22 protein-coding genes are annotated in these 26,959 nt (G+C 60.9%); 12 read left to right on the forward strand and 10 right to left on the reverse strand.

Annotation, left to right across the window (positions count from 1 at the left end):
- Positions 1-43: 43 nt before the first annotated feature.
- The 4 genes from KRX51_RS03610 to KRX51_RS03625 all read right to left on the reverse strand — a co-directional run bounded on the left by KRX51_RS03610 (position 44) and on the right by KRX51_RS03625 (position 4,166).
- Positions 44-721 carry a YoaK family protein gene (locus KRX51_RS03610; RefSeq protein ID WP_218361562.1) on the reverse strand — a complete coding sequence of 226 codons (678 nt, stop codon included), beginning with the start codon at positions 719-721 and terminating at the stop codon, positions 44-46.
- Between the two features lie 73 nt (positions 722-794).
- Positions 795-1,589: a MerR family transcriptional regulator gene (locus tag KRX51_RS03615; protein ID WP_218361563.1), complete on the reverse strand. Its 795-nt coding sequence runs from the start codon at positions 1,587-1,589 to the stop codon at positions 795-797.
- A gap of 126 nt (positions 1,590-1,715) precedes the next feature.
- Positions 1,716-3,062, reverse strand: coding sequence for a DUF5692 family protein (locus tag KRX51_RS03620; protein WP_218361564.1), 1,347 nt, complete (start codon positions 3,060-3,062; stop codon positions 1,716-1,718).
- A gap of 36 nt (positions 3,063-3,098) precedes the next feature.
- The gene (locus KRX51_RS03625; protein ID WP_255549364.1) at positions 3,099-4,166 is read right to left on the reverse strand and encodes a DUF5692 family protein; all 1,068 of its coding nucleotides are present in this window, start codon (positions 4,164-4,166) and stop codon (positions 3,099-3,101) included.
- Between the two features lie 384 nt (positions 4,167-4,550).
- On the opposite strand from KRX51_RS03625, the gene KRX51_RS03630 reads away from it, so the two are divergent.
- On the forward strand, positions 4,551-5,594 hold the full coding sequence (locus KRX51_RS03630) for a hypothetical protein (RefSeq protein ID WP_218361565.1): 1,044 nt from the start codon (positions 4,551-4,553) through the stop codon (positions 5,592-5,594).
- Between the two features lie 77 nt (positions 5,595-5,671).
- Here KRX51_RS03630 and KRX51_RS03635 read toward each other — a convergent pair whose 3' ends face one another.
- Both KRX51_RS03635 and KRX51_RS03640 read right to left on the reverse strand, forming a co-directional pair.
- Positions 5,672-7,147: an NAD(P)(+) transhydrogenase (Re/Si-specific) subunit beta gene (locus KRX51_RS03635; protein ID WP_255549365.1), complete on the reverse strand. Its 1,476-nt coding sequence runs from the start codon at positions 7,145-7,147 to the stop codon at positions 5,672-5,674.
- Positions 7,148-7,165: 18 nt separating this feature from the next.
- Positions 7,166-8,725, reverse strand: a complete 1,560-nt coding sequence (locus KRX51_RS03640) for a Re/Si-specific NAD(P)(+) transhydrogenase subunit alpha (RefSeq protein ID WP_218361567.1) — start codon at positions 8,723-8,725, stop codon at positions 7,166-7,168.
- 627 nt (positions 8,726-9,352) lie between these two features.
- On the opposite strand from KRX51_RS03640, the gene KRX51_RS03645 reads away from it, so the two are divergent.
- The 8 genes from KRX51_RS03645 to KRX51_RS03680 all read left to right on the forward strand — a co-directional run bounded on the left by KRX51_RS03645 (position 9,353) and on the right by KRX51_RS03680 (position 18,772).
- A complete protein-coding gene (locus tag KRX51_RS03645) occupies positions 9,353-11,428 on the forward strand; it encodes a hypothetical protein (protein ID WP_218361568.1) in 2,076 nt (691 codons plus the stop codon).
- Positions 11,429-11,455: 27 nt separating this feature from the next.
- Complete coding sequence (locus KRX51_RS03650; protein WP_218361569.1) at positions 11,456-11,899, forward strand: pyrimidine dimer DNA glycosylase/endonuclease V; 444 nt, start codon at positions 11,456-11,458, stop codon at positions 11,897-11,899.
- Between the two features lie 141 nt (positions 11,900-12,040).
- The gene (locus tag KRX51_RS03655; RefSeq protein ID WP_218361570.1) at positions 12,041-13,468 is read left to right on the forward strand and encodes an extracellular solute-binding protein; all 1,428 of its coding nucleotides are present in this window, start codon (positions 12,041-12,043) and stop codon (positions 13,466-13,468) included.
- A gap of 110 nt (positions 13,469-13,578) precedes the next feature.
- The gene (locus KRX51_RS03660; protein WP_255549458.1) at positions 13,579-14,415 is read left to right on the forward strand and encodes a carbohydrate ABC transporter permease; all 837 of its coding nucleotides are present in this window, start codon (positions 13,579-13,581) and stop codon (positions 14,413-14,415) included.
- Between the two features lie 6 nt (positions 14,416-14,421).
- Positions 14,422-15,255, forward strand: a complete 834-nt coding sequence (locus KRX51_RS03665; RefSeq protein WP_218361572.1) for a carbohydrate ABC transporter permease — start codon at positions 14,422-14,424, stop codon at positions 15,253-15,255.
- A gap of 5 nt (positions 15,256-15,260) precedes the next feature.
- The gene (locus KRX51_RS03670) at positions 15,261-16,424 is read left to right on the forward strand and encodes an ABC transporter ATP-binding protein (protein WP_218361573.1); all 1,164 of its coding nucleotides are present in this window, start codon (positions 15,261-15,263) and stop codon (positions 16,422-16,424) included.
- A 229-nt stretch (positions 16,425-16,653) separates the two neighbouring features.
- Entirely contained in the window at positions 16,654-17,523 is an 870-nt protein-coding gene (locus KRX51_RS03675) for an SDR family oxidoreductase (protein ID WP_218361574.1), read from the forward strand.
- Between the two features lie 163 nt (positions 17,524-17,686).
- A complete protein-coding gene (locus KRX51_RS03680) occupies positions 17,687-18,772 on the forward strand; it encodes an HtaA protein (RefSeq protein WP_255549366.1) in 1,086 nt (361 codons plus the stop codon).
- A gap of 75 nt (positions 18,773-18,847) precedes the next feature.
- Here the strand turns inward: KRX51_RS03680 and KRX51_RS03685 are convergent, their stop codons facing one another.
- The 3 genes from KRX51_RS03685 to KRX51_RS03695 form a co-directional block, all read right to left on the reverse strand.
- Positions 18,848-19,576: a hypothetical protein gene (locus KRX51_RS03685; protein ID WP_218361575.1), complete on the reverse strand. Its 729-nt coding sequence runs from the start codon at positions 19,574-19,576 to the stop codon at positions 18,848-18,850.
- A gap of 202 nt (positions 19,577-19,778) precedes the next feature.
- Positions 19,779-21,095: an MFS transporter gene (locus tag KRX51_RS03690; protein WP_218361576.1), complete on the reverse strand. Its 1,317-nt coding sequence runs from the start codon at positions 21,093-21,095 to the stop codon at positions 19,779-19,781.
- A 375-nt stretch (positions 21,096-21,470) separates the two neighbouring features.
- The gene (locus KRX51_RS03695) at positions 21,471-22,358 is read right to left on the reverse strand and encodes a patatin family protein (RefSeq protein WP_218361577.1); all 888 of its coding nucleotides are present in this window, start codon (positions 22,356-22,358) and stop codon (positions 21,471-21,473) included.
- Positions 22,359-22,471: 113 nt separating this feature from the next.
- Between KRX51_RS03695 and KRX51_RS03700 the strand changes: the two genes are divergently transcribed.
- Genes KRX51_RS03700 through KRX51_RS03710 form a run of 3 tightly spaced genes read left to right on the forward strand, consistent with a single transcriptional unit; the run spans position 22,472 to position 26,607 of the window.
- Entirely contained in the window at positions 22,472-23,827 is a 1,356-nt protein-coding gene (locus tag KRX51_RS03700; RefSeq protein WP_218361578.1) for a M18 family aminopeptidase, read from the forward strand.
- Positions 23,828-23,875: 48 nt separating this feature from the next.
- On the forward strand, positions 23,876-25,360 hold the full coding sequence (locus tag KRX51_RS03705) for a M20 family metallopeptidase (RefSeq protein WP_218361579.1): 1,485 nt from the start codon (positions 23,876-23,878) through the stop codon (positions 25,358-25,360).
- Positions 25,357-26,607 (forward strand): alpha-amylase family protein, encoded by a 1,251-nt coding sequence (locus tag KRX51_RS03710; RefSeq protein ID WP_218361580.1) that lies wholly within the window; start codon positions 25,357-25,359, stop codon positions 26,605-26,607. The genes KRX51_RS03705 and KRX51_RS03710 overlap by 4 nt, the downstream gene beginning before the upstream one ends.
- A 68-nt stretch (positions 26,608-26,675) precedes the next feature.
- Here KRX51_RS03710 and KRX51_RS03715 read toward each other — a convergent pair whose 3' ends face one another.
- The gene (locus KRX51_RS03715; protein ID WP_218361581.1) at positions 26,676-26,951 is read right to left on the reverse strand and encodes a hypothetical protein; all 276 of its coding nucleotides are present in this window, start codon (positions 26,949-26,951) and stop codon (positions 26,676-26,678) included.
- Positions 26,952-26,959: the final 8 nt, after the last annotated feature.

A 26,959-nucleotide genomic window follows, 5' to 3' on the forward strand; every position in this document is an offset into this window, starting at 1 on the left:
GTGCTAACCCCACGCCCACACCGTCGGCAAGCACAACCACGACCTACAACGGCAACCCCAGCCGACGACGACGCTGACGATTAATAAACGCCGCAGCCGCACCAGTAATCACCAACGCCGCCGCAATCCACACCGCCCGCAGGCCAAAGTGCACATAACTCAAACCACCCAGCACCGAACCAGCAGCAAGCGAAGCCCACAGCAAGAAATGGTGAATCCACAGCCGCGGATCGGCGCCGAAAAACGACCCCACAAAAAGCTGCGCCATCTTCACCAACGTGCCCGTCATATACGTCAGACTGATCGCCACCTGGCCATTGCGCTCAAAAACACTATTCATCGCACCAACAGCAAAAGACAGGGCAAACATCGCCGGCCCACCAAGATCGACCGCCACCAACAGCGCCGAGACCACCGTCGCCGAAGCAACAAATAACAACACCGCCTCACGCGGTCGGCCATGCCCCCAACGCCGCGAACCAATGTGATGAATCAACGAACCAGTCGCCACACCCACCAAGAACAAACCCATCAGGCCAGCAGCTTTAGCGGTAATCACCCAGTTCTGCTCCGCCGCCGACGCAGTCAGCCGGGTGGTGTTGCCGGACATGAAAGACAGGAAGAACCCACCCAGGTGGATAAAACCGATGGCGTCAATAAACCCAGTAATCGACGATAAATACCAGGCCAAAGCCCGCTCACCGACACGGTATTCCAACATATCTAGCAACACTCCCAGCAGCAGGTGACATCTAGGGCCGGTACAGCCAACTGCTCTTAGTATGACCTACCGGTTAGGCCCATTCAGCGTCGCTGGGGTCGATGCCGTGGGCGGCAGCATTGGCATCGATCGCCTGCTTTAACCACACGGCCAGCCCCTCAGCCTGCTTGTCGTAGTGCTTCCTAAAGCGCGGGTCTTGAACATAACCCTCGGCAATCAACACCTGCTTCGCGTGGCTTACCGGGAAGAACCGACTGATCAGTGCGCGGTGCTCCTCGGCGAAGCTTTGGGCCTGCTCGGAATCAGCTGGCACACCCGCCTTCATTTCTGCGGCGAGGCGCTGCTCGAGCTCAAGGTTCTGTTCCGAGAACTTCTGCCAATCGGCCGGCGACATCTGAGCCTGCTGTTGTTGGGACTGATGCCAGTCCTCAGTGTCGCCCCACTTCTGTTCTGCTTCTGCCTGATAGGCGGGGAACTGGGTCTCGCCCAGCACCTCCGCGATCTCATCGACAGACAATGATTTCTCACCCATGGAATCCTCCAAGATACGGTCGAGAGCCTGAATCATGGTGTCAAGCTCGGTTTTCTTGTCCATGAGCAATGCCTTCTGCCGCCGCAGATGCACAACACGGTCGCTTTCATCAGTCAGCACCTCGGCGATGTGGTCGAGGCTCATGCCCGTCGCTCGATAGACCATCACCTGCTCCAGGCGCTCAATATCGGCGTCGGAATAGAGCCGGTACTCCGACCACGTACGCGCCGTCGGCACGACAAGCCCGCGCTCTTCCCAGTAATGCAGTGTGCGTACGGAAAGACCCAGCAGACGTGCGACCTCACCAACGGTGCGGAGTTGTTCGTCATTGCTCATACAGTCACCATCGGGCCTGACGTCGCGTAAGGGTCAAGAGGCAAGGGCGGGGTTCTATGAAAAAGTCGGTGTGGGCAGAGCCATCACGGCCCTGTCCACACCGACTGTAGCGGTGGCTACCTGCTGCTATTTCGCAACAGCGTCATAGCGGGAGTCTGCTTCGATTCCCTTCTCCACCAGCACCGGGTCCGCAGCCAGCGGGGTGCGCGGCTTCGGGTAGCGCTTATCGGACTTCCACCACGGCATCCAGCCAACCCAGCCATCAGCCGGGGGAGTATCCGAGGCGGGCTCGAAGTTCAGCTCGCTCGGGGTGGGCTCAATGGTGTCGACAACGAAGTACTTGTCCTTCTCGTCGGCATGGGTACGCATGATGTGCTGGAACTCGCCAAGCTCGACGTAGAGCGGGTCGCGCAGCGGGTTCCGGCCCGTGGAGCGAATCTTGTAGATCCAGTAGATGAACAGCGCCACATTCGACAGGAACGCTGCCCACGCGCACACCGCATTGGCGGTCGGGTTCATCGTCGAGAAGTTCTGGATATCGCTCGGCGGCACCAAGAATTCCGGAAGCAGGTTGTTCATGGCAATCCAGAACATGAGGGTGAAGCAACGGAACCAAATCCACTGGCCCTTCGCCCAGGTAAACGCCGGGATAGTTGCCGCCAGCAGCAAAGCCAGCGTGCAGTACCAGGTGTAATCAGACAGGGCGTTGTAGAGGAATGCGTGGTTCCACAGGTCGTAGGCGATAACCCACGGCCACACCATGTCGACCCAGATCAGGCCCTTGACCTTACGGTCCTTATTCGAGGTGATGTAGATCTTGCCAAGGCCAGTGATCGTGATGATATTCAGCAGGCCAGCGATCGCGGTGATGATATTCCAGTAGCCGCCGATGGTGCGGAAACCAGTGGCCGGGTCAATACCCACACCGGAGTCGGCGAAGTTTTGGGCCACACCGGCGTACCACGCATCGGAGCCGACCGGGCCGGCAACACCACGAGACTCAGGCAGACCATTAATCATGTCGATGCCCACATGGGCCTCGTTAATGGCCTTCAGGCAGGACGGGTCCGCGGCGCAGCGCAGGTACTCGTCGTTTTCGAAGAAGATGGTGATGTCCCGGATATTGGCTTCCATGATGTTGACCGCAAGGCCAATCCACAAAGCCACACCGAACCAGATGGCGTAGCGGTGCGTCTTAGCCGGGTTGCGCTTGCCGTACCAGAGCAGGAAGCCGGTCATTGTCGCGGTGGCGACCATGATGACGTACTTGCCGAACGGGAACCAGCCAACCATTGGGGTGCCGTGCATGGCGGCGTAGGGCATAAGCAGGATGCCGCCGACGGTCCACAGCGCGAAGACCGTCCAGGTCCAGCGGCGGTTGATTTCGGAGATCGCGATCTGCGCGGCGAAGACGATAAGCCACACGACGTAGACGATCGGGGTGCCGATCTCCCAAAGGAATAGTGAATCCATTGGTGGGTCTCTTTCTTTACAGGTGCCGGGCCAGGGTTAGGCGGGCACAGGGGAGCCGGAGTGCTGCTGGTGTGCGCTGCTCCGGTAGCCGAGCTCCGTGGCGGGGATGCCCAGGCGCGCGGCGATGCGGTCCTGGTCCTCGACGGAAGCGTTGTCTCGGATCATCTCGGTGTACTCCTTGGTGTCGGAGTAGACCTCCTGGGTCAGCGGGTTGCGGCGGGTCTTGATGATGCGCACGACGTGGTAGCCGAAGACGGCTGCGTTGAGCACCAGTGCCACAAAGGACAGCAGGAACAGGGCGTAGGGGTTATGGGCGGAGCGGTGCGCGAACATCGAATCCTGCATGAAGTGCGGGAAGGTCAGCACCACTGCGGACCATAGGGTCAACGTGTAGGCGCGGTACTGGATCCAGGCGCCGCGGCCGAACTTGAACAGCACCGGGATGGTGCACGATGCCAGCAGTGCGACACCGGAGTACCAGGCGCGGTCTGCCAGGCAGTTGTAGACGTAGGCAAGATTCCAGGCGTCGTAGGCGATGATCCACCAAATGGTGAGATCTCCCCAGATGATGGCCTTGGACTTGCCGCGGGCGACGAAGATACCGATCCAGCCGGAGATTGCCAGCAGGTTCAAGATGCCGGCGATGCCGTTCATGATGTTCCACGGCCCACCCCAGGTGACCATGCCCTGGGAGGGGTCGATGCCGTGGATGCCGTAGCACTGGAAGTCGCGGACGACGGCTTCGGCGATATTGACCGCCAGAATCAGCGGCGGGATGCACAGGTACCAGTAGTTGGTACGCAGCTTTTTGAAGAACTGCAGCGCCACCAGGCTTAGGCTGCCGAGCAGCGCGGAGTACTGCTTGACGATCGGGAACCAGCCAGCGGAGTTGGTTCCTTCGGTCGAGTGCGGCCACCAGAAGATGGTGAGCAGTACCGGGGCGATGACGAAGACGACGAGGACTACCCACTTATTGCGTTGGGCGAGCCAGGCGGTTGTGGCCAATGCTGCGGTGACGATGAGCAGCATGGCGTAGTCCCACCATTCGCCAGTTTCAAAGAAGAAAAGGGTGGAGTAGTCCGGTGGTGTTATTGATTCCCACATAGCAGGTGTGCTCCTGACCGTATGCGTTCGGCATGTCCGCGGGCTCGTAGTTCGACGGCTCGTTCGTGCCGAAACCTGTTTATAAGATTAAAACTTTTCTTCATTGTTTTGCAAGCCGGAATGAATTTCCGGTGTGATAATAACTTTTTCCATACGTGCTGCGTGTGGCCGGTTTTTGTATGATTTTGATGACTTTATAATGACGAGCAATTACGAATATTTGTCACCAATAATAGGTGTGGCAAACATCACGGAAAGGATGTAGTTATAACTTGATAAAATCATGGTTGGCGTTCGCCTAGAAGGTATGGGAAGCCACACAGGCTAGTTCGAAGGTGAATGCCTAACAGAGTCATTCACACTCGGCACGAAAGGCCACCACTCATGGCAACCAACGACAAACAGTGGCGCATACCGCTCCTCGCCGGAACCGGCCTCGCCGCCGCCGGCCTGGGCGGCATGTACACCTTCAGCCAACTCACCGGCCAAGCCACCGACGAAGAAAAAGCATGGCGCTACCCAGGCGACGACCTCATCGACGCCAACTACGACAACGGCTACTCATCCACCTACGCCGTCACCATCGACGCCCCCGCCTACGCAGTCTGGCGACTGTTCAAACAACTCGGCGCCGATAAGTCCGGCTCATTCTCCTCCGAATGGCTAGAACGCACCTTTGCCCGGCTGCCCTTCTACAACAGCTACGAAATCCAAGAAGAGTTCCAGCAGCCGGACTCGCTCATGCCCGGCGATATCGGCGCCTTCGACTTCCACGGCATGTCCATGGAATGGGCCGACGTCGTACCCGGCAAATACGTCGTCCAGTGGGTCGACACCAAAAACCCGCCCGCCGCACCAGGCTCCTACGCCTTCCGCTTTCCGACGATGACGCACTTCGCCGCCGCATGGTGCTTCTACGTCGTCCCGCTCAAAGGGGAGCGCACCAGGCTCATCAACCACTGGCGTATCGGCTACGAACCCGACGGGCCGCTGCCAGCAGCCATCAACTGGATCAATATCGAACTCATCGGCGGCGTGATGACCCGGCTGCAAAATATCTACGTCAAGCGCACCGTCGAGTTCCGCAAAAAGCAACAACACACCGGAAAATTCATGCGGGGCGTACTAGGCGGCCGCTGGTTCGGCTCCGAGGTACCCGCCGGACGCTGGGACGGCACCCCAATGTTCGAGAAGACCTACACCCAGTGGTTCCGCTACGGCCGGCACAACCCCGCAGTGCGCGAAATCCGCGAACCAGTCACCGACAACCCCAACTGGCCGCCCACCGGCCCCGGCACTCCGTGGGCCAAAGACGTCGACGAGGACTACTTCACCGACTGGGAAGAACCCGAGTTCAGCTGGGAAGAACAGATCCGCCAAAAGCGCGAAGGCACCTACCTCAAAAACTGGGGTAAAAAGACCAGCTAGCCCAACGCACACAAAAACCCCGGCCCGCACACGAGGACAATGTGCGAGCCGGGGTCAGCGTCGGAAAGCAAACCGAATTACAGCGCCTGGGTGATTCCTTCAACAGAGGCCTTGGCATCACCAAGCAGCATGTCCGAATTCTCATTGAAGAACAGCGGGTTTTGCACCCCGGAGTAGCCCGAACCCATCGAGCGCTTGAACACAATCACCCGGCCGGCTTCCCACACCTTCAACACCGGCATACCGGCAATGGGGGAGCCCGGCTCCTCAGCAATCGGGTTCACGGTGTCATTGGCGCCGATAACCAACACCACATCAACATCGTCGAAATCATCATTGACCTCGTCCATTTCCAGCACGATGTCATAAGGCACCTTGGCCTCTGCCAACAGCACATTCATATGGCCAGGCAACCGGCCCGCCACCGGGTGAATACCAAAAGTGACAGTCTTACCCATCTCGCGTAGCTTGCTGGTCAGCGCAGCAACCGGGTACTGCGCCTGAGACACCGCCATGCCATAACCCGGGGTAATCATCACACTGCGGGCAGCCTTGAGAGCCTCTGCAGCCTCACCGACGGAAATCTCCGTGTGGGTGCCCAAATCCTGGTCACCAATGACACCACCGTCGGTACCAAAGCCACCCAGAATCACCGACGCGAAAGACCGGTTCATGGCCTTACACATGATGTACGAAAGGAACGCGCCGGAGGAACCAACCAAAGCGCCAGTGATGATCAGCAACGTATTGCCCAACATCAGGCCGGTGAACGCGGCAGCCCAACCGGAGTAGCTGTTCATAATCGAGACCACCACCGGCATATCGCCGCCGCCGATAGCGATAACCAAATGCCAACCCAACAGCAGCGCCAGGACAGTCATCACAGCAAGGGCGAACCAGCCGATGAAGGAATCGTCGGCAGCAACGAAAACCACCAGGAACAGCAGCGACACCACCAGGATGCCCAGGTTGATCCAGTTGCGCCCGGGCAGCAGCTTCGGGGCGCCGGAAATCTTCGTGGACAGCTTCAGACCAGCCACAATCGAGCCAGCCAGGGTGACCGCACCGATGAATACACCGATGAAGACCTCGCCCAAGTGGAACGCGACCATTGCAGAATCAGTGGACTCATCGGTGTGCAGGAACGAGTTGTAGCCAATGAAGATCGCGGCCAGGCCCACCAGCCCGTTAAACATGGCGATGAGCTCGGGCAGGCCGGTCATCTCCACACTATGGGCGCGCCAGATGCCGTACACAGCACCAATACTCATCGCCAGGGCGATGACCAGCACTGTGGCCAGCGGGCCCCAATGGCCATCGGAAGAATGCTCAGTTGCGTTGACCGCAGCCTGAATAACTGCGGCGGTAATGGCGACGGCCATACCGGCCATGCCGAAAAGGTTGCCGCGGCGGGCCGTTTCCGGTTTGGAGAGGCCAGACAGGGCCAGCAGGAACAGCAAAGCAGCGGCGATATAGGCCAGGTTGGAGAACTGGTTCGTCCACTGCTGCAGTTCGGAGGTGCTGGTCTCGGCCGCGAGCGTTGCGGAAGTCAAGGATGCACTCATGGTCGCTTAGCCCTCTTTCTGGAACATGCCGAGCATGCGGTTGGTGATGGCGAAACCGCCGAAGATATTGACCGAGGAAGCCACAATGGCGAAAAACGCCATCGCCGACACCAGGACGTTTCCGTCGCCGACCTGCAAGATCGCGCCGACGAGGACAATGCCGGAAATAGCGTTGGTTTCAGACATCAGCGGGGTGTGCAGGGTCGGGGTCACCGCGGAGATGACGTAGAAACCAAGCACAATCGCCAGGGTGAGCACCATGTAATTAGCGCTAATCGCGGCCGGGCTGAGCAGCACCAGCAGCACGCCGAGAATAATGGCGACACCGAGGCCAATCTTGGCTTTGCCGGAGCCGAAAACAGAGACCTGTTCGGGCTTTTCGGCGTGGGCTTTGGCGGCGAGTTCTTCCTGCTTATCAGCGGCTGGAGTAACCGAGACTTTCACTGGCGGCGGGGGCCACAGAATCTCGGTGCCGGAGTCCGTGTGGTGGGTCACCGTGATGCCGCGGATGATCTCATCGTCGAGATCCAGCGTCGGGGTGCCGTCCTTGTCCGGGGTGATGAGCTTGAACAGGTTGACAATATTTTGCCCGTATAGCTGCGAGGCCTGTCCGGGCAGGCGACCGGCGAGGTCGCGGTGGCCAATAATGGTCACCCCATTATCGGTGACGTAGGTTTCGTCGGGCCTGGTCAGTTCGCAGTTGCCACCATTTGCGGCGGCCATATCGACGACCACACTGCCGGGCTGCATATTCGCTATGTCGGCTGCGGTGAGCAGGGTAGGGGACTTTCGGCCCGGGATATTGGCGGTACAGATCACCACGTCGGCCTGCGCGGACTGCTCGGAGTACAGCTTGGCGGCAGCGGCGGCCTGGTCCTGGTTCATCTCCTTGGCGTAGCCGTCCTCGGATTTCTCCGCGGCGACGGGGATGGGGATGAACTCCGCGCCCATTGATTCGACCTGCTCGCCGGCTTCGGGGCGCAGGTCGGTGGCTTTGACGATGGCACCCATGGAGTTTGCTGCACCGATTGCAGCAAGACCGCCGACACCTGCACCAATGACGTACACGGTGGCGGGGTTGACCTTGCCGGCGGCGGTGACTTGGCCGTTGAAAAGGCGACCAAAGGCGGAGGCGGCCTCGACGACGGCGCGGTTGCCGGCGATATTGGCCATCGAGGACAGTACGTCCATGGACTGGGCGCGGGATAGGCGCGGTACCGCATCCATTGCCAGTGCGGTGATGTCGCGCTGGGCGAGCTCGTTGATGAGTTCTTCGTTGCGGCCCGGTGCCATGCGGCAGATCAGGGTGGCGCCTTCGCGCAGCTGGTCGCGGTATTCGCGCGGCGGGGTGTCGAGGGCGGTGACAATATCTGCTTGCCAGACCTCGTCGCCAACGATGGTGGCGCCTGCTTCGCGGTAGAGGTCGTCGGGGTAGGCGGCGGCTTCGCCGGCTCCGGCCTGGACGTCGACGTCATAGCCGAGCTTGATGAGCTTGGCCACGGTGTCCGGGGTGGCCGCGACCAGCGGCTGGCGCTCGTCGGGCTCGTGGGGGACTCCGATTCGCACTTCGTCTCCTGGGATGAGTGTGGGTGGGTAAGGGTTGTCGGCCGTGCTGGGTTGGTGTGGCCGGTGAACCCTTGGGTGGTGCAGCCCAACGTCCGACGGGTGTGTCGGATGCAGAGACATAATTATTTAAAGAGTGCGATGAAGTGTATGTGCCGTTTACGGCGGAATGAACCCGCGGCGGGGCGGTGTGGGGGCCAGGTGGTGCGGTTGTCGGCGTAATGAGTGGTTATGGCGTCATCGCTATCATTGCCGGGGGTATTTAGTGGGGGTGGCAATAAAAGGTGAACTATCGTCTCAGTCACTGCGTTGCACTCATTTCGTGAGATCGCGCCTATGACCGCCCAGCTCGGCTGCTTACCGACGGTGTCCACGCGGCGGGATAGTGGATAAGCCGAATATGCCCGCACCCACCCGGCGCGGACACATAAGCCGCCGAGTGTGGGTTTTTGGTGCGTATCAGGGGAATTTGGGGGTATTACGTCCGGTTGTGGTGGGCTTACTGCCCGGTCTTGTGTGGTTTGCCACCCAGAGTCCAACCCAACCACCCCACAGCCGCACAACCTGCTCGCCGCGAGTGAAAGATCTTCACCCGGCAGGCTTGGGCATACCCCCGTACCCTGTGTGGCCATGAGCGAATTCGACAGCCTCAACGGCGGCAACCAGCCGCCCACAGGCCAGCTGAACTGGGCGCAATTCCAGCGCTCAGTCGGTTTCGCCTTCGCTGATACCACCGCCGCCGGAATCCGCCAGGCCTTCGGCGACGGCCTTTCTGCCTACCGCGCTGTCGAGGTCACCAACACCGACCACGGGCCCGTGCTGAGCCGACGTCTCCGCGACTTCTCCGGGGCAGTACTCCACGTCGGCGACAATCACGTCGTTTTCGGCTTCGACGGCGGCGTGATCAACCCCGTCGGCGCTGCCTATCTGCCCGAAGACGGCGCCGGTCGCGGATGCGCACTGCTGAGCCTCAACGCGGCACTGCACCCCACCGAATCAGCCGAGAACCTCGGCTATGACCCGCGTATTTCCGACACCGTGCCCATCCCACGGCTGTTCCACGTCACCGACCCACGCGGCATCTTCCCCGGGCCACCGTCGGAAAATGGCAGCTACCAGGTCAAACAACCAGACGGGCGGCTGCAGTTATGCCTGCTATTCGCCGATAACGCCTCCGTCGCCATCGGAGGCGAAGAACTCTCCACATTGCCTGCCGACGGCCACCCCACCCCGGTGACCGCAGCAATCGTCAGCGCCGAGAAAAACCTCAACATCATGACCGCCACGGTGTTCTGGCACCTCACCGTGCGCCTGGCCGATGGTTGCGTCGTCGACGCCTGCGCCCCAGATATCTCAGCCCGCCGCGTCCACCACCCCGCAGCCAAGAACGTCCTCACACCCACCAACCCGTACCCGGTCGGCGCCACCCTCACCGGAGACGCGGTACTCACCGGGCGTTTCTTCGCTCCGAATCCGCCCTCCATCGTGCTGGGCCGGCCCGGCTGGATGGACCTTGGCGGCCCCGTCGCCGAAGGCCCCGGGCTTATCGCCGATATGCAGCAGACCCGCACCGATACCGATATCGCCACCTGCTTGGGCCTGCAGTTCGGGAAGACCAGCGATATCTGGACCACCATCACCACCGCGCCCCGCGATGCTGGGTGGCACACCCAAGAACACTACGAATTCGACCCCGCACACCGCCCTGTCGCCGACCCCGGCACAGCCGCAGTGACTATCGCCCGCCAAGGTTTCGACGGGGTCTGCCTTGCCCGCTCATTGCCCTCGGGCGGCTGGGCGGCTTATGTCGATCCCAGTGTGATGGGCGATGACCTGTGGAGTACTGGCGGCGCCGGGCGTGCCGACGATTGCGTAGCCACACTGCATATCGCCGCTATCGACACCATCCTGGCCAGCGGGGAGCAGGAGCTGCGCACCATATGGGGGCTCGACCCAGACCAAGAACGCGCCCATAGCGCCGATGTACTCGACGCCTACACCAGCCTTGGCGCGTCCAGCTTGCATTACGGCACCCGCTTGCCGGTGTGCTGCACCCTCACTGATGCCCGTGAAGTGCCCACCCAACTGCGCGGTAGCCTCGGCCCGGGCTTGCGTATCCAGGCCCGCACCACCATCGCGGGCCGCCCCGCAGTGGTGTACCTGCCACCAGCGGTCGGCACTGTTTTTGACGGCACTATCGCGTGCGGCATTGTTGAGGTCTGCGCCGCCGATACTGCCGATATCGCCGAGATCATCGCTGATTACGAACCAGCCACCGATGAGTTCGCCGGCCCCGGCACGGTGCCTGACCCCATCACGGGCAGCTTCCAGCACCGGCCTGGTGAAGTCGACCGGTTGCTGCTTGAGGTCATTGAACGTGTGCCCAATACCTCGGAGTTATCCCACTTGACTGACCGTTCGGCAGTTTCTGCGCAACAACGCCTGCGCCAGGCCGCCGGGATGCGCAATCTGGAGGCCTACCTCGGTGATGACCTGCGTTGGCGGGTCCGCCCGCGCCCGGGAACCCCGGTTGTGCCTGTCGACGCCCATATCGCCGAGGCTCTTTTAGCCGCAGTGGGACGAACCCGCGCTGCCGGGGTGAGTGACCCGACCCTGGACCGGGCCTATGACCTGCTCGTATCAGTGCTGCCCGATGAGATCCGGCGTGGTGCCGCACTGCGCCAGCAGCGCTGGGGCACAGCATAAGGGCTGCCCGCAGATAGTCTCGAGGGCATGCGAATCTGGAGCATGCACCCTGAATACCTGGACCGAGTGGGTCTCGTTGCCTGTTGGCGAGAGACCCTATTGGCGCAGAAAGTCCTCGATGGCGGCACTAAGGGCTACCGCAACCACCCACAGTTGGTGCGGTTCCGCGAGCACCGGCAGCCGCTGGCCGCAGTCGGCGCCTATCTTGCGGGAATCCAGGATGAGGCTGTTGTGCGGGGCTATAAATTCGACCGCTCGAAGATTCTCGTCCCGCCTCAGCCTGGCGTGGAGCTCGACCGCATTGACCTGACTGAGGGGCAATTGGCTTACGAGTTCACGCACCTGCGCGCCAAACTCGACGCGCGCGCCCCTGATGTGCTCGCCAATGAGCTTTGGGCCGCAGGCACCGACCGCCCGCACCCACTATTCCGGCTTATTCCCGGTGAGGTCCAGGACTGGGAACGGGTCTAGCGCCCCATTTTTCGCCCCTGCGAGAATCCATAACTGCTCGCTAAAAGCGGTATCGGAGAACCCTCTGCGGTGTTAGTGTGGCCAGTAGTTTAACCAGATAAACCTTCCCCTATCTGCACTAACCGAGGAGCTGAAAAACTCATGTCGGATGTGATTCGGCAGGGGCCCTTCGGGCGCGCAGGTGCGACACGTCGGCGCTGGCATAAGCCGGCGGCCGTCGTATCAGCCCTGGCGCTTTCAGCTACAGCACTAACCGGCTGTGGTGAAGAAGAGACCAATGCCACCGTGCTGCGCTTTATGGGGCCAGCTGATGGTGTCGACCAGTACACTGCTGCTGCCCAGAAGTGCAGTGAGCAGTCCAATGGCGAATACACCATTGAGTACGATGTCTCTGCGAAGCAGACCGATGACCAGCGCTTACAGCTTGCCCGTCGCATCGTCGGTGGTGATGATTCCTTCGACATCATGGGCATGGACGTCACCTGGACGCCCGAGTTCGCCGAAGCCGGTTGGGCGGTTCCGCTTCCCGACGATCTCGCCGCCGACGTGCGCGATGGCACCATGTCAGGCCCACTGGAGACGGCCTCGTGGAATGACACCTTGTACGCCGCTCCGCTTAATACCAACACTCAGCTGATGTGGTATCGCAAGTCGTTGATGCCGCAGGGCCCCGACGGCCAGCCGTTGCCGCCGCAGACCTGGGAAGAAATCGCCCAGCTGGGCGCTGATCTGGCCGATGCGGGCAAGCCGTCCTATGCCGGTGTCCAGGCCGCCCAGTACGAGGGCATTGTGGTCTGGTTTAACTCCCTGATTGAGTCTGCCGGCGGCTCCATCGTTGATGAGGATGGCCGTACCGTCACCATCGGTGAGGGAGATGCTGCCGAAAAGGCACTCACGGCAATGCGCGAGATCGCGACCGCCAAAGGCCACGACCCGTCGACCTCTCAGCTCGATGAGAACCAAGCCCGCCTGGCCTTCGACCGCGGTGATGCGTTCATGCAGGTCAACTACCCGTTCGTGTATGCGGGTGTGAAAGGCAAAGCCGAAGAAGGCAATGCCCAAGCGCAGGAAGTTTTCGACGACCTGGGCTGGACTGTCTACCCAGGGGTGAATAAGGGCGAGCCGTCCAAGGTCACTATTGGTGGCCTCAATATCGCCGTGCCGAGTACCTCGAAGCACCAGGACCTGGCGTTTAAGGCGATTAAGTGCCTGCGCAATGCGGACAATCAGCTCAATAACGCCCTCACCGGTGGTCTGCCGCCGACGCTGACGTCGCTCTATACCAATCCCACCGCCGAGTTTGAGCAGGAATATCCCTTCTACCGGGAGATTTTCGAGTCCCTGAATAAGCTCGACCCGTCCGAGCTCGGCGAGGAAGAAAAGGCCCTGCTGCCTAATCCGCGACGTGTCGGTGTGGCTGTGCGTGCACAGTCCCCGGCATACCAGTCGATTTCCATTCTGCTGGCTTCCCGGCTCAGCCCGCCGGCGGATATTAAACCCGATGAGCTGGTGGGTGTGCTTTCCGACGAAATTACGCGCGCCGTTGACTCCGAAGGACTGGTGCCCTGATGGCTACCACGCATAAAGCCGTTGCTAAGGATTCCGCCACCGACCAGGGCGTAGATAAGGCTGTCGAGGAGCGCAACGCCAACCAGCGCGCCGAGCGTCGCCTCGGGCTGATGCTGGTCGCCCCGGCGGTGCTGCTGATGGTCGCTGTGACCGCCTACCCGATTCTGTACGCGGTATGGCTATCCCTACAGCGCTACGACCTGAGATTCCCCGCCGACCGCGAATTCGTCGGCCTGTCCAACTATATTGCCGTGCTGAGCTCCTCGTATTGGTGGGAAGCGCTCGGCGTGACGCTATTTATCACCGTTGTTTCCGTCGCCTTCGAGCTTGTGCTCGGTATGGCCATTGCCATGGTGATGCACCGGGCCATCTTCGGCCGCGGCATTGTCCGCACCGTCGTCCTGGTGCCCTACGGCATCGTGACTGTGGCTGCGGCGTATTCCTGGAACTACGCCTGGACCCCCGGAACTGGTTATCTTGCCAATCTGCTTCCCGACGGTTCGGCGCCGCTGACTGAACAGTGGCCCTCAATTCTGATCGTGGTGCTCGCAGAGGTCTGGAAGACCACCCCGTTTATGGCTTTGCTGCTGCTGGCCGGTCTGGCCTTGGTGCCCGATGATGTGCTGCGCGCCGCAGAGCTCGACGGGGCGAATTTCTGGCAGCGCCTGTTCAAGGTGACGCTGCCGCTGATGAAGTCCTCAATTGTGGTGGCGTTGCTGTTCCGTACCCTCGATGCCTTCCGCGTTTTCGACAGTATTTACATCCTGACGAAGGGCAATAACGGCACTGGTTCGGTATCGATCCTGGGTTATAACAACTTGTTCAAGGCGTTCAACCTCGGCATAGGTTCAGCGATTTCGGTGCTGATCTTCTTGTGCGTGGCCATTATCGCCTTCATCTTCGTTAAGGGCCTGGGTGCTGGTGCGCCTGAGGCAGGGGAGAAGTGATCCGCCATGAATGAATCCACATCGAAACAGAAAACACTGTGGACCATTGCGTTAACCCTGGTGGTTCTCTACGCACTGGTTCCGGTTGCCTGGATAGCGTCCCTATCGTTTAAGACCACCCCGACGTTGCATGATGGGCACTTCATCCCGCAGGAGTGGACGCTGGATAACTACCGGGGCATTTTCGAAACCACCGAATTCACCCGGGCGCTGATTAACTCCATCGGCATTGGGCTTATCACCACAGTCATTGCGGTGATGATCGGCACCATGGCCGCCTATGCCATTGCCCGCCTGAACTTCCCCGGTAAACAAGCCATCGTTGGCGTCTCCTTGCTGATCGCCATGTTCCCGCAGGTGTCCTTGGTCTCCCCGCTGTTCGATATCGAACGCAAAATCGGCCTGTTCGATACCTGGCCAGGCCTGATCCTGCCGTACATCACCTTCGCGCTGCCGATGGCGATTTTCATCCTGTCCTCGTTCTTCCAGGAGATCCCGTGGGAGTTGGAGCAGGCCGCCAAGATGGATGGGGCAACCCCATTCCAGGCTTTCCGCATGGTCATCGCCCCGTTGGCGGTGCCGGGTATTGTCACCGCCGCTATTTTGGTGTTCATTTTCGCGTGGAATGACTTCCTGCTTGCTGTCTCTCTGACGTCGACAGAAGCTGCGCGTACCGCACCGGCTGCTATGGCGAACTTCACCGGTTCCTCCCAGTTCGAAGAACCCACCGGGTCGATCGCTGCTGCAGCCATCATCATCACGATTCCGATCATCATCTTCGTCGTCATCTTCCAACGCCGTATCGTCGCCGGACTGACTTCCGGCGCAGTGAAGGGATAACCGTCATGGCCGAAATTCAACTCAAGAATGTGCACAAGAAGTTTCCCGACGGCGCGGTCGGCGTGGATAACGCCAACCTTGATATCGCCGATGGGGAATTCATCATCCTCGTCGGCCCATCAGGCTGCGGTAAGTCCACGACGCTGAATATGATCGCCGGCTTGGAGTCCATCACTGAAGGTGAGCTCCTCATCGGCGGCGAGCGCGTGAATGACATCGCCCCCAAAGACCGCGATATTGCGATGGTCTTCCAGTCCTACGCGCTGTACCCGCATATGACGGTGCGCGAGAATATTGCCTTCCCGCTCAAGCTGGCGAAGATGGACAAGAAGGAAATCGCGCAGCGCGTCGATAAGGCCGCAGAAACCCTGGACCTCACCGAGTTCTTGGACCGTAAGCCGTCCAACCTCTCCGGCGGGCAGCGTCAGCGGGTGGCTATGGGGCGCGCTATTGTGCGGCGCCCGAAGGTGTTCTTAATGGACGAGCCGCTGTCCAATCTTGATGCCAAACTGCGCGTGCAGATGCGCACCGAGATCGCTCGACTGCAGAAGAAGCTCGGCGTGACCACCGTCTACGTCACCCATGACCAGACCGAGGCGATGACCCTCGGCGACCGTGTCGTGGTGCTGAAAAATGGTGTTATCCAGCAGGTCGGCGAGCCGCAGGAACTCTATGAGCGGCCCCGCAACCTGTTCGTGGCTGGGTTTATTGGTTCCCCGGCGATGAACTTCACCGCCGGCGACGTGGACGGCACAGTTGTGCGCACCGCTTTCGGGGATATTCCGCTTACCGACGAGTTGGCCGCCAAGGTTGGCGATAATGCCCAGCGCAAGGTCATCGTCGGCCTGCGCCCGGAGGCCTTTGAGGATATTGACCTGGTAGAAGACGACGTGCGGGAGCGGGGAGGGTCCTTCCGCGCCGAGATTGACGTGTTGGAATCGATGGGTTCTGACAAGTTCGTCTACTTCACCGTGCCTGATGGTGTGGCCGGTGATGTGCGTACGTTCGCTGCGGCGAAGGACACCGGGCTCGACGAGAGCGACGGCACCCTGGTGGCCCGGCTATCGGCGGAGTCGAAGGTGCGGCGCGGCGAGATCGTTGAGCTGTGGTTCGACCAGGAGCGCATTGCGCTCTTTGACGCCGAAACCGGCGATAATCTCGGCGTCTAGGCTCGGCCAGTCTTTTCTCGCCTAGCCGACTAGCCAGCCCCAGCGGTGTAGCGCACCGTTGGGGCTTTTCGCCACCGGTGGGGCTGGCTGGGTGTATCGCGTAGAAATTTTTTTATGACCAAAGTAGCCAAGAGTTCTAGCCGCTAGCTACGTAGTTCACTACAGTGAAAGCAACTTACTATCCATGCCACGCCACATATCGGCGTGGTCATATACGAAAGGACCCACTATGGGTGCTGTTGACACAATCAAGAACAAGGCCGCGAGCCTGTTGCCGAATAAGTACAAACTTCCAGTAAAGGGCCGTACCGCCCTGATTACCGGTGCTGGCTCAGGTATCGGCCGCCTGATGGCGCTCGAGTGCGCCAAGCGCGGAGCTAAGAAAGTTATCATCTGGGATATCTCCGAAGAGCGTGCCGCCCAGGTTGCCGAAGAGGTGCAGGCCCGCGGCGCCGAGGCCGAATACGCCATTGTGGACGTCACCAACCAGGAGGCCGTCGAGGACCAGGCCGCCAAGACCGGCGAGATTGACCTGCTTATCAATAATGCCGGTGTGGTCTCCGGCCGCACCTTCCTGGAGACCTCCCAGGAGTCAGTCGATAAGACCCTGGATATCAACCTGCGTGCGCTCTACATCGTCACCCGCCCGTTCCTCGGCGGCATGATTGAGCGCAACCGCGGCACCGTCGTGGTGGTGGCCTCCGCGGCCGGCATCGTCGGTGTGGCCCGCCAGACCGACTACTCGGCGTCGAAGTGGGGTGCCATCGGCTTTGCTGAGTCCCTGCGCGTGGAGATGAAGCGCGAGAATAACCGCGTCAACGTCATGTCGCTGTGCCCGTTCTACATTGACACCGGCATGTTCGAGGGCGTGAAGACGAAGGTGCCGTGGCTGCTGCCGATTCTGCAGCCCCAGTACGTTGCCGAAACCACCATCGATGGTGTGGAAAACGGCCGCCACCAGATCATTCTGCCTGCCGTGGCGCGCGCTACCTTCTTCGGTCGCCTGCTGCCGGTGCCGATTTTTGACCGCCTGTGCTCCCTGCTGGGTATCAATAACACGATGGATGATTTCAAGGGTCGCGAAGGCGACCGCGCCTAGTGTGGTTCTATACTGAGTTCAGAGCCTGAGTAGTTCACCCCGCAGCAGCGTTTATGCGCTGTTGCGGGGTGAGCTATGTGGGGCCAAAACTGCTGGTACAGGGTGAATAATGTCACCTCATAGCGGCTTTTTTAGGTGACGCTAACCGAATAGTATGGGGTCTATGACTGCATACCGCACCAACCGCGTTATCCCATCGCGGCGCTCGCGGCTCGGCGCCGGAGTAGCCGCGCTCGCCCTCATCATGGCGACTGCGCTGGTCCCCGCCACGCAGGCCGCCCCCGTCATCCCGGACGACAGCCCCATTGCCAATGGTTCCTCGCAGGCTAACCCCTCGGTGGAAAACCCGTCCGTCACCGTCACCTTCCCCGATGGGTCCCCCGTCGGCGACAGTGTGGTGCACCGCGGTGACCAGCTTGTGGTGCACGGCCGTGACTTCGACCCGGAGGCCAATAAAGGCGGCTTCCCGGTGCCCGTGCCGCCCGGTACGCCCAATGGGGTCTTCGTCCTCTACGGCGGCTTCCCCGATAACTGGAAACCCAGCCAGGGCGCCCCGGCCGAAAACCGCACCCACCCGCACGACCGGATGGCCTGGGTGATGCCTCCGGGCACCTTAGAGAAGGTCCCCGGCACTGTGATCAATATGCGTCGCGTGCTGGCCCGAGTGCATCAGCCAATGGATGAAAACGGCAATTTCGATGCCGTCATCACTGTCGACCCGCCGGAAGAAACCACCGGCGATAATTTCGGTGTCTACATCTACGCCGCCGCCGGTTCGGTCAACGAGGCCGAAGAGTTCTACATCCCGATCCCGTATTCCCCGCAGCCGGGGCCGAATACCCCAGAACCCGGCAGCCCAGACCTGGTGTTCTCGTCATCCGTAGTGGACACAATCACCACCACCCTGGGCGGTGGGCTCAAAGCCAAGGGCAAGGCGGTCACGCCCACTGATGACACGATCGGGTTCACCCTGGTCTCCGATGATCGCAATAGTGATGGGCAGGGCGTGGTGAAATACTCCGGCACTGCCGATATGACTATCAAGTTCTCGGTGCTGCATGTTGTCGTGCGTGACCCGTGGATCGAATACGGGCCCAGGGGCACGATCATTACCGCTGAGGTATCCAAGCGTCCCGACGTCGGCCCCGATGAAACCCGTCGTATCCCCATTGCCTTAGTGCTCGACGATAACGACGGCCAGCCCGGCCAACTCATCACCACTGTCGGTGCTATTGAGCGCGCGCAATAACCTCGTTGCCACGCACAACCGCCCCCGGCTCCAGATAAGGAGTCGGGGGCGGTGGCGTGTCCGGCCGCTGTGTGGTTAACGCTTCGGCAGCGTCTCAGCGAACTGGGTGGTGAACATCTCCAGCACCCGGGCGCGGCTGATGGGAAGATCGGTGAATTCACCGGCGACGACATCGACAACGCGGATAGTTGAGGCCAACTCGTCGATCTCGTCATCGTGGGCTTTGTAGAACTCGTAGACGAATTCCAAGGCCTCATGATTCGGGGCGACGAATGTGGAAGCGGGGAAAATATCTTCCGACAGATAACGCATAGTGGCGGAAAACGCGCCATCAAAACACGGTATGCAGGCAAAAACCCCGTCTAGCGTGCGTGATGCCGCTGTGGCGGTGCCGCCGGAATTCGGCAACAGGGTCAGGCTGATCTCCTGGTGGGCGTCGAGGAGCTTCTGGCGCCGCTTTTTCTTTTTATAGTCACCCAGGTCAAGGTCGGCGATATCGTCGGCATGCTTTTTCAGCACGTCCAAACAGGCGTCGTAGTGGGTGGCATTGACCTTATTCAGCAGCGGTGATGCCGCCTGAACGAGGCCCTGGTTGGCTAGGTAGGTCGCTAGGTGAAGCCGGTCGCGTTCGCGCTTTTTCGGCTTATTTTTCAGCTTGGAATCAGCGAAGTGGGCGCGGCATAGGTCCCAGGACAGGCCGCGAAGGGCCGCCGGAGAGGTGTTTTCCGGCACTGCCTGGTCGGATGCACAGCCGCGGAAAGCCGCGACGGTGTCGGTGATGGTGCCATCGGATAGTGAGCGCATTACCCGAGTGTACTTCCGATTCACTCTTTCCCATAGGGGAGAATGTCCAGGTAGCGCCGAAGATAGCCCCGTGCAGTAGCCCCGTGGCGGCACGAGAGGTAGCACATATGAGACCCCTCAGATCCAGAAACCGCCTGCCGAGGACTCCCGTGAAAGGGGCTGGGTCGGCAGGCGGTGACAAAGCCTGGAAAAGATTTAGTACCTAGTCATGCAGGCACCGCTCGTGGAGGTTCTTCGGCAGCATGAACAGCGCAATCAGTGCAGGCACGGTCATCAGCGCCAGGTAGACACCAACCGACCACACCGGGAGGCTGTCGGTAAGAATCTGGGCGATCATCGGGGCGAAAGCGCCACCGACGATGGCGCCGAAGGCGTAACCGATGGACGCACCAGAAAAGCGCACCCCAGCCGGGAACATCTCAGCGAACAGCGCAGGTGTTGGGCCGTAGGTCAACGCCAGCGGAATGGTCAGGACAACCACTGCGATGGTGTAGGCGAGGATATTTGCGCTTTGCAGCAGCGGCCACAGGGCCAGAATCCAGGTGGCCTGCAAGATGAACCCGACAGTGAAGACCTGGACGCGGCCGAACTTGTCGGACAGCGGCCCGGACAGCAGCGTCAGCGCAGCCCAGGCGACGGCAGCAAGCAGTGTGGCGGCCTTGATTTCCATCGTGTCCATGCCGAGCTTATTGATGGCGTAGGACGGGAAGAAGGCAATAACCATATAGCCGCAGGCATTATTGCCAGCGAAGATAAAGATGGCCTGCAAGACGGGCTTCCAGTGGTTCTTCAGCAGCTCCGGCAGGGGAGCGGTGCGCTCAGCAGAAGCTTCCTTCATGGCCTGGAAGACCGGGGATTCGTCGACAGCGCGACGAATGACGTAGCCGATGACAACCAGCACAATCGAGAACAGGAACGGAATACGCCATCCGTACTCCATATAAGCGTCCGTGCCGACGATCGCCAAGACGGTCAGCGACGTACCAGTGGCCAGGAATAAGCCCAGCGGGACACCCATCTGCGGGAAGGTGCCGTAGAAACCGCGCTTATGGTCAGGCGCGTGCTCCACGGACATCAGGGCCGCACCGCCCCACTCAGAGCCAGCGAAGATGCCCTGGAAGATACGCAGAAGTATCAGCAGCAGCGGCGCTACTAGGCCAATGGTGGCGTATGTGGGCAGCAGGCCGATGAGGGTGGTGGCCAGGCCCATGCCCAGCAGGGAAAACACCAGGACGGTTTTGCGGCCGTAGCGGTCGCCGATATGTCCACCAACGATTGCGCCCAAGGGGCGGAAGAGGAAGGAGATACCGATGGTTGCCCAAGAGATAACCAGCGCCAGGCTGGGATTGGACTTCTGGGCCGGCTCTAAGAACAGCGGCACGAGCACCAAGCCAGCGGCCTGGGCGTAGATGAGGAAGTCGTACATCTCAATGGTGGTGCCAACGAGGGTGCCGGCGAGCACCTTCTTTTTTCCGCGTGCTGCGGACTCTACCGGCACGTCGGTGTAAACCGAGGTCATATTTTCTCCAGGTTGTGCGGACATCATGGTTCGCGGCAGCTGCGTCCCGAGGGCGCCTGTCGCGAAGACGCAGGGAACGTTACAAGAGCGTTATGAGCCTCTAAAAGTTAAAAACCGAAAATTACTGCAAATGGGGGTAATAAACGGCTAGATGGGGTAAAAGTGGGGGTAAAACGCGGGGGTAAAACGGGCATAAAGTGGGTATCGGAACGCTCTTCACACATCGATGTCTGGTTTGGCGATGTGCGGGCAGCGCAAAAGCGCAGCGGCCAAAACATCACGCAAAGATAACGAACTGCCACAGTGGCACCAGCTGTCACTGTGGACCCGTCAGTCGGTTGCACCCGACACGACGCCACCGTCGGCAAGCGAGCCCTAGTTAATGCCGAAAAACTCCCGGATCTCCGGCAATACCCGCCGCGCATGGGCATCACCGCGCTGATAATGCGCCCGCAACTCCGACAACCGCCGATCCCGATTACTCAGCGTCATCTCCTCGGGGAAAAACAACACCGCCTTGCCCGCGCGCTCAAGCTCAAAAAGACGCTGCCGAGTCTCGTTATAAATAGCCGGACGAGCAATCATCGCCTCCGCCACCGCCGGATACCGCCGCAACGCACGACGAATCACATTCGGACGCGACACCTCAGGCTTGACATAATCACGCGTCTGCGACAACACCACCAAAAACTTCTCAAACCCATCAGCAATAGCCACATCAATAGGAATGCCGCCCGAAGGGCCCAACGCCCCATCGAAATACGTCACCCCATCAATATCCGGCGGACTCATCAATAACGGCATCGTCGACGACGCCCACACCCGGGCCATCAAATCACGGCGGGAATGCACATCCTCACGACCCCAATACACCGCCTCACCAGTATCAGCCCGCACCGCCCCAATCCGCATAGCAGCCGGATGGGCCTGATAAGCCGCGAAATCATACGGCGCCTCAGCACCCTCCTGGGAGGCGCGCTCATAAATAAACTCAGCGTTGAAAAACCCATTACCGCGCACAAAAGACCGCCAACCGCCGTAATTACGGTTGGTAGCCATATCCACAAAACCCTGCTGCACCCGGAACCGATCCCGGGATAAATAGTTCACAGCCAGCGACGAACCAGCGGAAATGCCGCCCACCCAACCGAAATCAATACCTTCGGACAACAACAGATCAATCAACGCGGAGGTATAGGCCACCCGCATCCCGCCGCCCTCAAGGACTAGCGCACCATCGGAAACAAGAACGGAATTCTGCATAGCAAAAGACGGTACTGCCAAAGCGCCCACAATGCGTCACAGACCACGGTGTGCCGCAGCAATAACCACACCCCGCCAGCCGGACTACCAAGGTTTTTGGAATTATGGACACTATGACTGACCACCAGTTGCCACACCAGCCCCACCTGAAAGACCTCATGGAGTTTGTGCAGGCGGCTCCTTCCTCCGTCCACGCCGCCGCCGAAGTCGCCCGCCGACTACGCGCCGCAGGGGCCACCGAAGTCGATGACCTGCAACCTTTCCCCACCGAACCGGGCGCCTACGTACTGGTGCGCGGCGGGGCCGTGGCAGCCTGGGTCATTCCCGAAAAACCCGCGCAGCTACCCGGATTCCGCATTATCGGCTCCCACACTGACTCCCCGGGACTGCGGCTCAAACCCAACCTGCAAGACACCAAAGCCGGCTACACCCGCGCCCAAGTGGAGGTCTACGGCGGCGCACTGCTCAACGCCTGGCTAGACCGCGAAATCGAATTCGCCGGACGCATCGTCACCACCAGCGGCGAAAGCATCATCACTCGCACCGGCCCGATCGCGCGCATCCCCCAACTGGCCATCCACCTGCACCGCGAGATAGGGGAGGAGGGCCTGAAACTCCACCGCCAAAAACACACCGCACCCGTAGTGGGGCTCAGCGGCGACCTTCGGGAGACCCTCGCCGCAGCAGCCGGGGTCCGCCCCGACGATATCGACGCCTTCGACCTCATCACCGCCGACACCCAACCGCCGCGCGTATTCGGCCTCAATGGCGAATTCCTTGCCTGTGGTCGCCTGGATAACCTCATGTCCGTCCACGCCAGCCTGCGCGTATTCGAGGCAATGCTGGCCGATACCCAGGCCCCCGCCGGCACTGAACACTGGTGCGCCCCACTTTCACCGGCTGGGCTTGCCGAGTCTGGGATCGTCCCAGTGCTCATCGCCAATGACCACGAAGAAGTCGGGTCGAGCACCACCACCGGTGCGGCCGGCCCGATGCTGGGCGAAATCCTCGAACGCATCAGCATCGCCTTGAATATCGCGCCGGATGAGCGCCCCCTAGTGCTGCGCCGATCCAGCTGTATTAGTGCTGATGGTGCCCATGCGGTGCACCCCAATTACGCCGAGGAACACGACCCCGGCCACCAGCCGCAGCTTAACTGCGGCCCGGTGCTCAAAATCAACGCCAACCAGCGCTATGCCACCGACGCCGCCGGCCAAGGCCTGTGGCGCAGGCTCACCAGGGCCGCCGCGGAAACCGCCGGGTGCCCTATTGCCGCCCAGGATTTCGTCGCCGCCAACCATAAGCCCTGCGGCTCCACCATCGGGCCGCTCACAGCCACCCGGTTGGGTATCGAGGTCGTCGACGTCGGGGCGCCGATGCTGTCGATGCACTCGGCCAGAGAAATGACCGGCGCGAAGGACCCGTGGCTGCTGGCTGCGGTGCTCGCCGCCTATTGGGCCGGCAGATAACTGCCGATTCTTTGAAAACCCGCCCAGTACAGACAACACTGAACAACTATGAGCGAAGAAGCTGCAGTAGACCCGAACGCGCCTGAGGCACCACCTGCCGCCGAGGCGACCGCGCCCAAAATCGCGGTGCCTTTCGACGACGTCGTCTCGTGGCGGCGGCACTTGCACGCCCACCCCGAGCTGTCCTTCAAAGAAACCAATACCGCTGATTTCGTGGAGGGCCTGCTGCGCAGCTGGGATATCGAAACCACCCGGCTCACCCCCACCAGCGTGATCGGCATTATCACCGGCACTGCGGGCGACCCCGATACCGGGCGCGAGATCGGCTACCGGGCCGATATCGACGCCCTGCCAATCCAGGAAGAAACCGGGCTGGAATTCGCCTCCCGTAATGACGGGGTCATGCACGCCTGCGGTCACGATGTGCACACCGCAACGCTGCTGGGCGCGGCGAAAATACTGCAGGACCGCCGCGATGAACTCCACGGCCGCGTCCACTGCATCTTCCAGCACGCCGAGGAGCAGCTGCCCGGCGGCGCCCGCGAACTCATCGCCCACGGCGCTGCCGATGACCTCGACGAGGTCTACGCCTTCCACGTCGCACCCCACCCGGTCGGTTATGTCGGAGTGTGCCCGGGGCGGGTCTCCACCATGTCCGGCATTGTGCACATCAAGGTCCGGGGCCGCGGCGGGCACTCGTCAAACCCGCAGCTATCGGTCGACCCGGTGCTCATCGCCAGTGAGGCCACCACGATGCTCAACACCATCGTGGGCCGAAACCTGGACCCGAAGCACATGAATATTGTCAACGTCGGCTCGCTGCATTCCGGCTCCGCCGGCAACGTCATCCCCGACACCGCCGATATTGAGGTCTCGTTGCGCTCTGTTGATGAGACTGACTGGGAAGCGATGTGCCAACGCATCGAAAGGCTGGTCACTGGCATCTGCCACGCCCACGGCGCCCAGGCCGAATTCGACTGGCAGATCCCGTACCCCATGGTCGTCAACGCGCAGCTCGCCGCAGACCGGGCCTGGCATGCGGCCACCCGCGCCATCGGCGAGCGCCGCGTGTTCCGCGCCTCCCCGTGGGCCCCGTCGGATGATTTCTCCTACTTCTCTCGGGAAGTGCCGGGCTGCTATATGTTCCTCGGCAGCGGTGGGCCTGAGGTCGGCAACCCCTACTTCCTGCATAATTCCAAATTCGATGTTGTGGAACGCGCCATGGTCTCCGGGGTGAAAGTGGAGGTGCAGATCGCCCTCGATGCGCTAGCTCCCGGGCTGCCCACCCCGCCACCAATGCCGGCAAGCGACGGCTCAGTGGGGCCGAGCCCGGGGTCGATCCCGCCACGCCCGGCCAAACCTGGCCACGGCACCCCGCAGTCCAAAGCCGGTGACCGCAGCGGCCGGGTCCCGGTTGCTGATGCGGTCGCACCTGAGGCAGACGCAACCACCCCCGCCGGCGCCGGTATTGCACCAGCGGAGCCGAAAATTGATGCCGAATCCACCAGCTCTGACCCCCAGGAGACCCGATGAGCGCCCCCGACTGGACCGACTACGCCATTGGTTGGCATATCTACCCACTGGGTTTTACCGGTGCGCCGGTGCATCCCGGTTCCGCCGCGGCCGCCGAGCCGGATAAACCCCGGCTGGCCCATATTGCGGACTGGTTCGACTACGTCCAGAAGCTTGGCACCAATGTGGTGCAGCTAGGCCCCATCTTCGAATCAGTCAGTCATGGCTACGACACCCTCGACTTCTACCGCATCGATGAGCGCCTCGGTGATGATGATGCTTTCGCCGAGCTCATCGCCGCTGCCCATGAGCGTGGCATCAAGGTGCTTCTCGACGGTGTGTTCAACCACGTCGCCCGGGATCACCACCTGGTCCAAGAAGCGCTTGCCGACGCCGATAGCGACGCCGCCGCACTATTCGGCTTCGATGACTCCGGAAACCTGCAGTGCTTTGAAGGGCATGAGTCTTTGGTGGAGTTCAATCATGACTCCGCCGCAGTACGCGAACTCATCACCGATGTGATGAAGCACTGGCTGGGCCGCGGTATTGACGGCTGGCGCCTCGACGCCGCCTACGCGGTGGCACCGGAGTTCTGGGCGCAGGTGTTGCCGGAGGTGCGCGCCGAATATCCGCATGCGTTTATTTATGGTGAGGTCATCCACGGTGATTACGTCGATATCGTCAACCGTTCCGGCCTGGACTCGGTCACCGAGTATGAACTGTGGAAAGCCACCTGGTCCAGCCTGAAGGAAAATAATTTCTACGAGCTGGAATGGACTCTGGGCCGGCATAACGGATTCCAGGACGCGTTCCGCCCCGTGACATTTATCGGCAACCATGATGTGACCCGGATCGCCTCCCAGGTCGGCTCTGATAAGGCAGTTCTTGCCCTCGTTGTGCTGATGACCGTCGGCGGTGTTCCGCTGGTCTACTACGGCGATGAGCAGGGATATACCGGGATCAAGGAGGAACGCTTCGGCGGCGATGACCAGGTCCGCCCGCTGTTCCCGCCGACCCCGGAAGAACTCTCCGAACTAGGCGAGCCGGTATTCCAGGCCCACCAGGCACTTATTTCGCTGCGGCGGCGCAACCCGTGGCTACAAGACGCCCGGGTGGAGATCACCTCGGTCGATAATGAGCGCATTGTGTGGCGCTCAGTATCTGCCGACGGCGCCAATGGCATCGATGTGGAACTCGATATCACCGAAGCGGCCCGGGCGAAGGTCACCGAAGCTAACGGGGAGAGCTGGTACTGGTCGGCTGGGTAGGCCACCACAAACGCCCCCGGCCGGGGATACCGGTCGGGGGCGTTCTTTTTACGGTGTTGCGGAAGTCGCTACTGAACAGCGTCCTCAACCTCGTTGACGGCATCATCAGAGGTGCTGTCGACCTCATCGGTGCTGTTGACCTCGCTGGTGCTGTCCTGCAGCTCGCCGTCGGTAGCAGCGTCGTCACTCGGGGTAGTCGACATGTCCTGCTTATAGCTGTCGGTGGTGGCTTCCTGATCGCCGACGGTGATATCAGAGTCCTGCTCATTCGGCGGGGAGCATGCAACCAGACCAGCAGAAGCAAGAGCCAGAGCGGCGATGGCGGCGGGTAGACGGTGGCGCATAAGTGTCT

This window comes from Corynebacterium sp. TAE3-ERU12 (assembly GCF_019209905.1).
GTDB lineage: Bacteria > Actinomycetota > Actinomycetes > Mycobacteriales > Mycobacteriaceae > Corynebacterium.

Coding starts and splice junctions, on each gene's coding strand:
- KRX51_RS03610 (WP_218361562.1), bottom strand. CDS start 721: ATGTTGGAATACCGTGTCGGTGAGCGGGCTTTGGCCTGGTATTTATCG.
- KRX51_RS03615 (WP_218361563.1), bottom strand. CDS start 1,589: ATGAGCAATGACGAACAACTCCGCACCGTTGGTGAGGTCGCACGTCTG.
- KRX51_RS03620 (WP_218361564.1), bottom strand. CDS start 3,062: ATGGATTCACTATTCCTTTGGGAGATCGGCACCCCGATCGTCTACGTC.
- KRX51_RS03625 (WP_255549364.1), bottom strand. CDS start 4,166: ATGTGGGAATCAATAACACCACCGGACTACTCCACCCTTTTCTTCTTT.
- KRX51_RS03630 (WP_218361565.1), top strand. CDS start 4,551: ATGGCAACCAACGACAAACAGTGGCGCATACCGCTCCTCGCCGGAACC.
- KRX51_RS03645 (WP_218361568.1), top strand. CDS start 9,353: ATGAGCGAATTCGACAGCCTCAACGGCGGCAACCAGCCGCCCACAGGC.
- KRX51_RS03650 (WP_218361569.1), top strand. CDS start 11,456: ATGCGAATCTGGAGCATGCACCCTGAATACCTGGACCGAGTGGGTCTC.
- KRX51_RS03655 (WP_218361570.1), top strand. CDS start 12,041: ATGTCGGATGTGATTCGGCAGGGGCCCTTCGGGCGCGCAGGTGCGACA.
- KRX51_RS03660 (WP_255549458.1), top strand. CDS start 13,579: ATGCTGGTCGCCCCGGCGGTGCTGCTGATGGTCGCTGTGACCGCCTAC.
- KRX51_RS03665 (WP_218361572.1), top strand. CDS start 14,422: ATGAATGAATCCACATCGAAACAGAAAACACTGTGGACCATTGCGTTA.
- KRX51_RS03670 (WP_218361573.1), top strand. CDS start 15,261: ATGGCCGAAATTCAACTCAAGAATGTGCACAAGAAGTTTCCCGACGGC.
- KRX51_RS03675 (WP_218361574.1), top strand. CDS start 16,654: ATGGGTGCTGTTGACACAATCAAGAACAAGGCCGCGAGCCTGTTGCCG.
- KRX51_RS03680 (WP_255549366.1), top strand. CDS start 17,687: ATGACTGCATACCGCACCAACCGCGTTATCCCATCGCGGCGCTCGCGG.
- KRX51_RS03685 (WP_218361575.1), bottom strand. CDS start 19,576: ATGCGCTCACTATCCGATGGCACCATCACCGACACCGTCGCGGCTTTC.
- KRX51_RS03690 (WP_218361576.1), bottom strand. CDS start 21,095: ATGACCTCGGTTTACACCGACGTGCCGGTAGAGTCCGCAGCACGCGGA.
- KRX51_RS03695 (WP_218361577.1), bottom strand. CDS start 22,358: ATGCAGAATTCCGTTCTTGTTTCCGATGGTGCGCTAGTCCTTGAGGGC.
- KRX51_RS03700 (WP_218361578.1), top strand. CDS start 22,472: ATGACTGACCACCAGTTGCCACACCAGCCCCACCTGAAAGACCTCATG.
- KRX51_RS03705 (WP_218361579.1), top strand. CDS start 23,876: ATGAGCGAAGAAGCTGCAGTAGACCCGAACGCGCCTGAGGCACCACCT.
- KRX51_RS03710 (WP_218361580.1), top strand. CDS start 25,357: ATGAGCGCCCCCGACTGGACCGACTACGCCATTGGTTGGCATATCTAC.
- KRX51_RS03715 (WP_218361581.1), bottom strand. CDS start 26,951: ATGCGCCACCGTCTACCCGCCGCCATCGCCGCTCTGGCTCTTGCTTCT.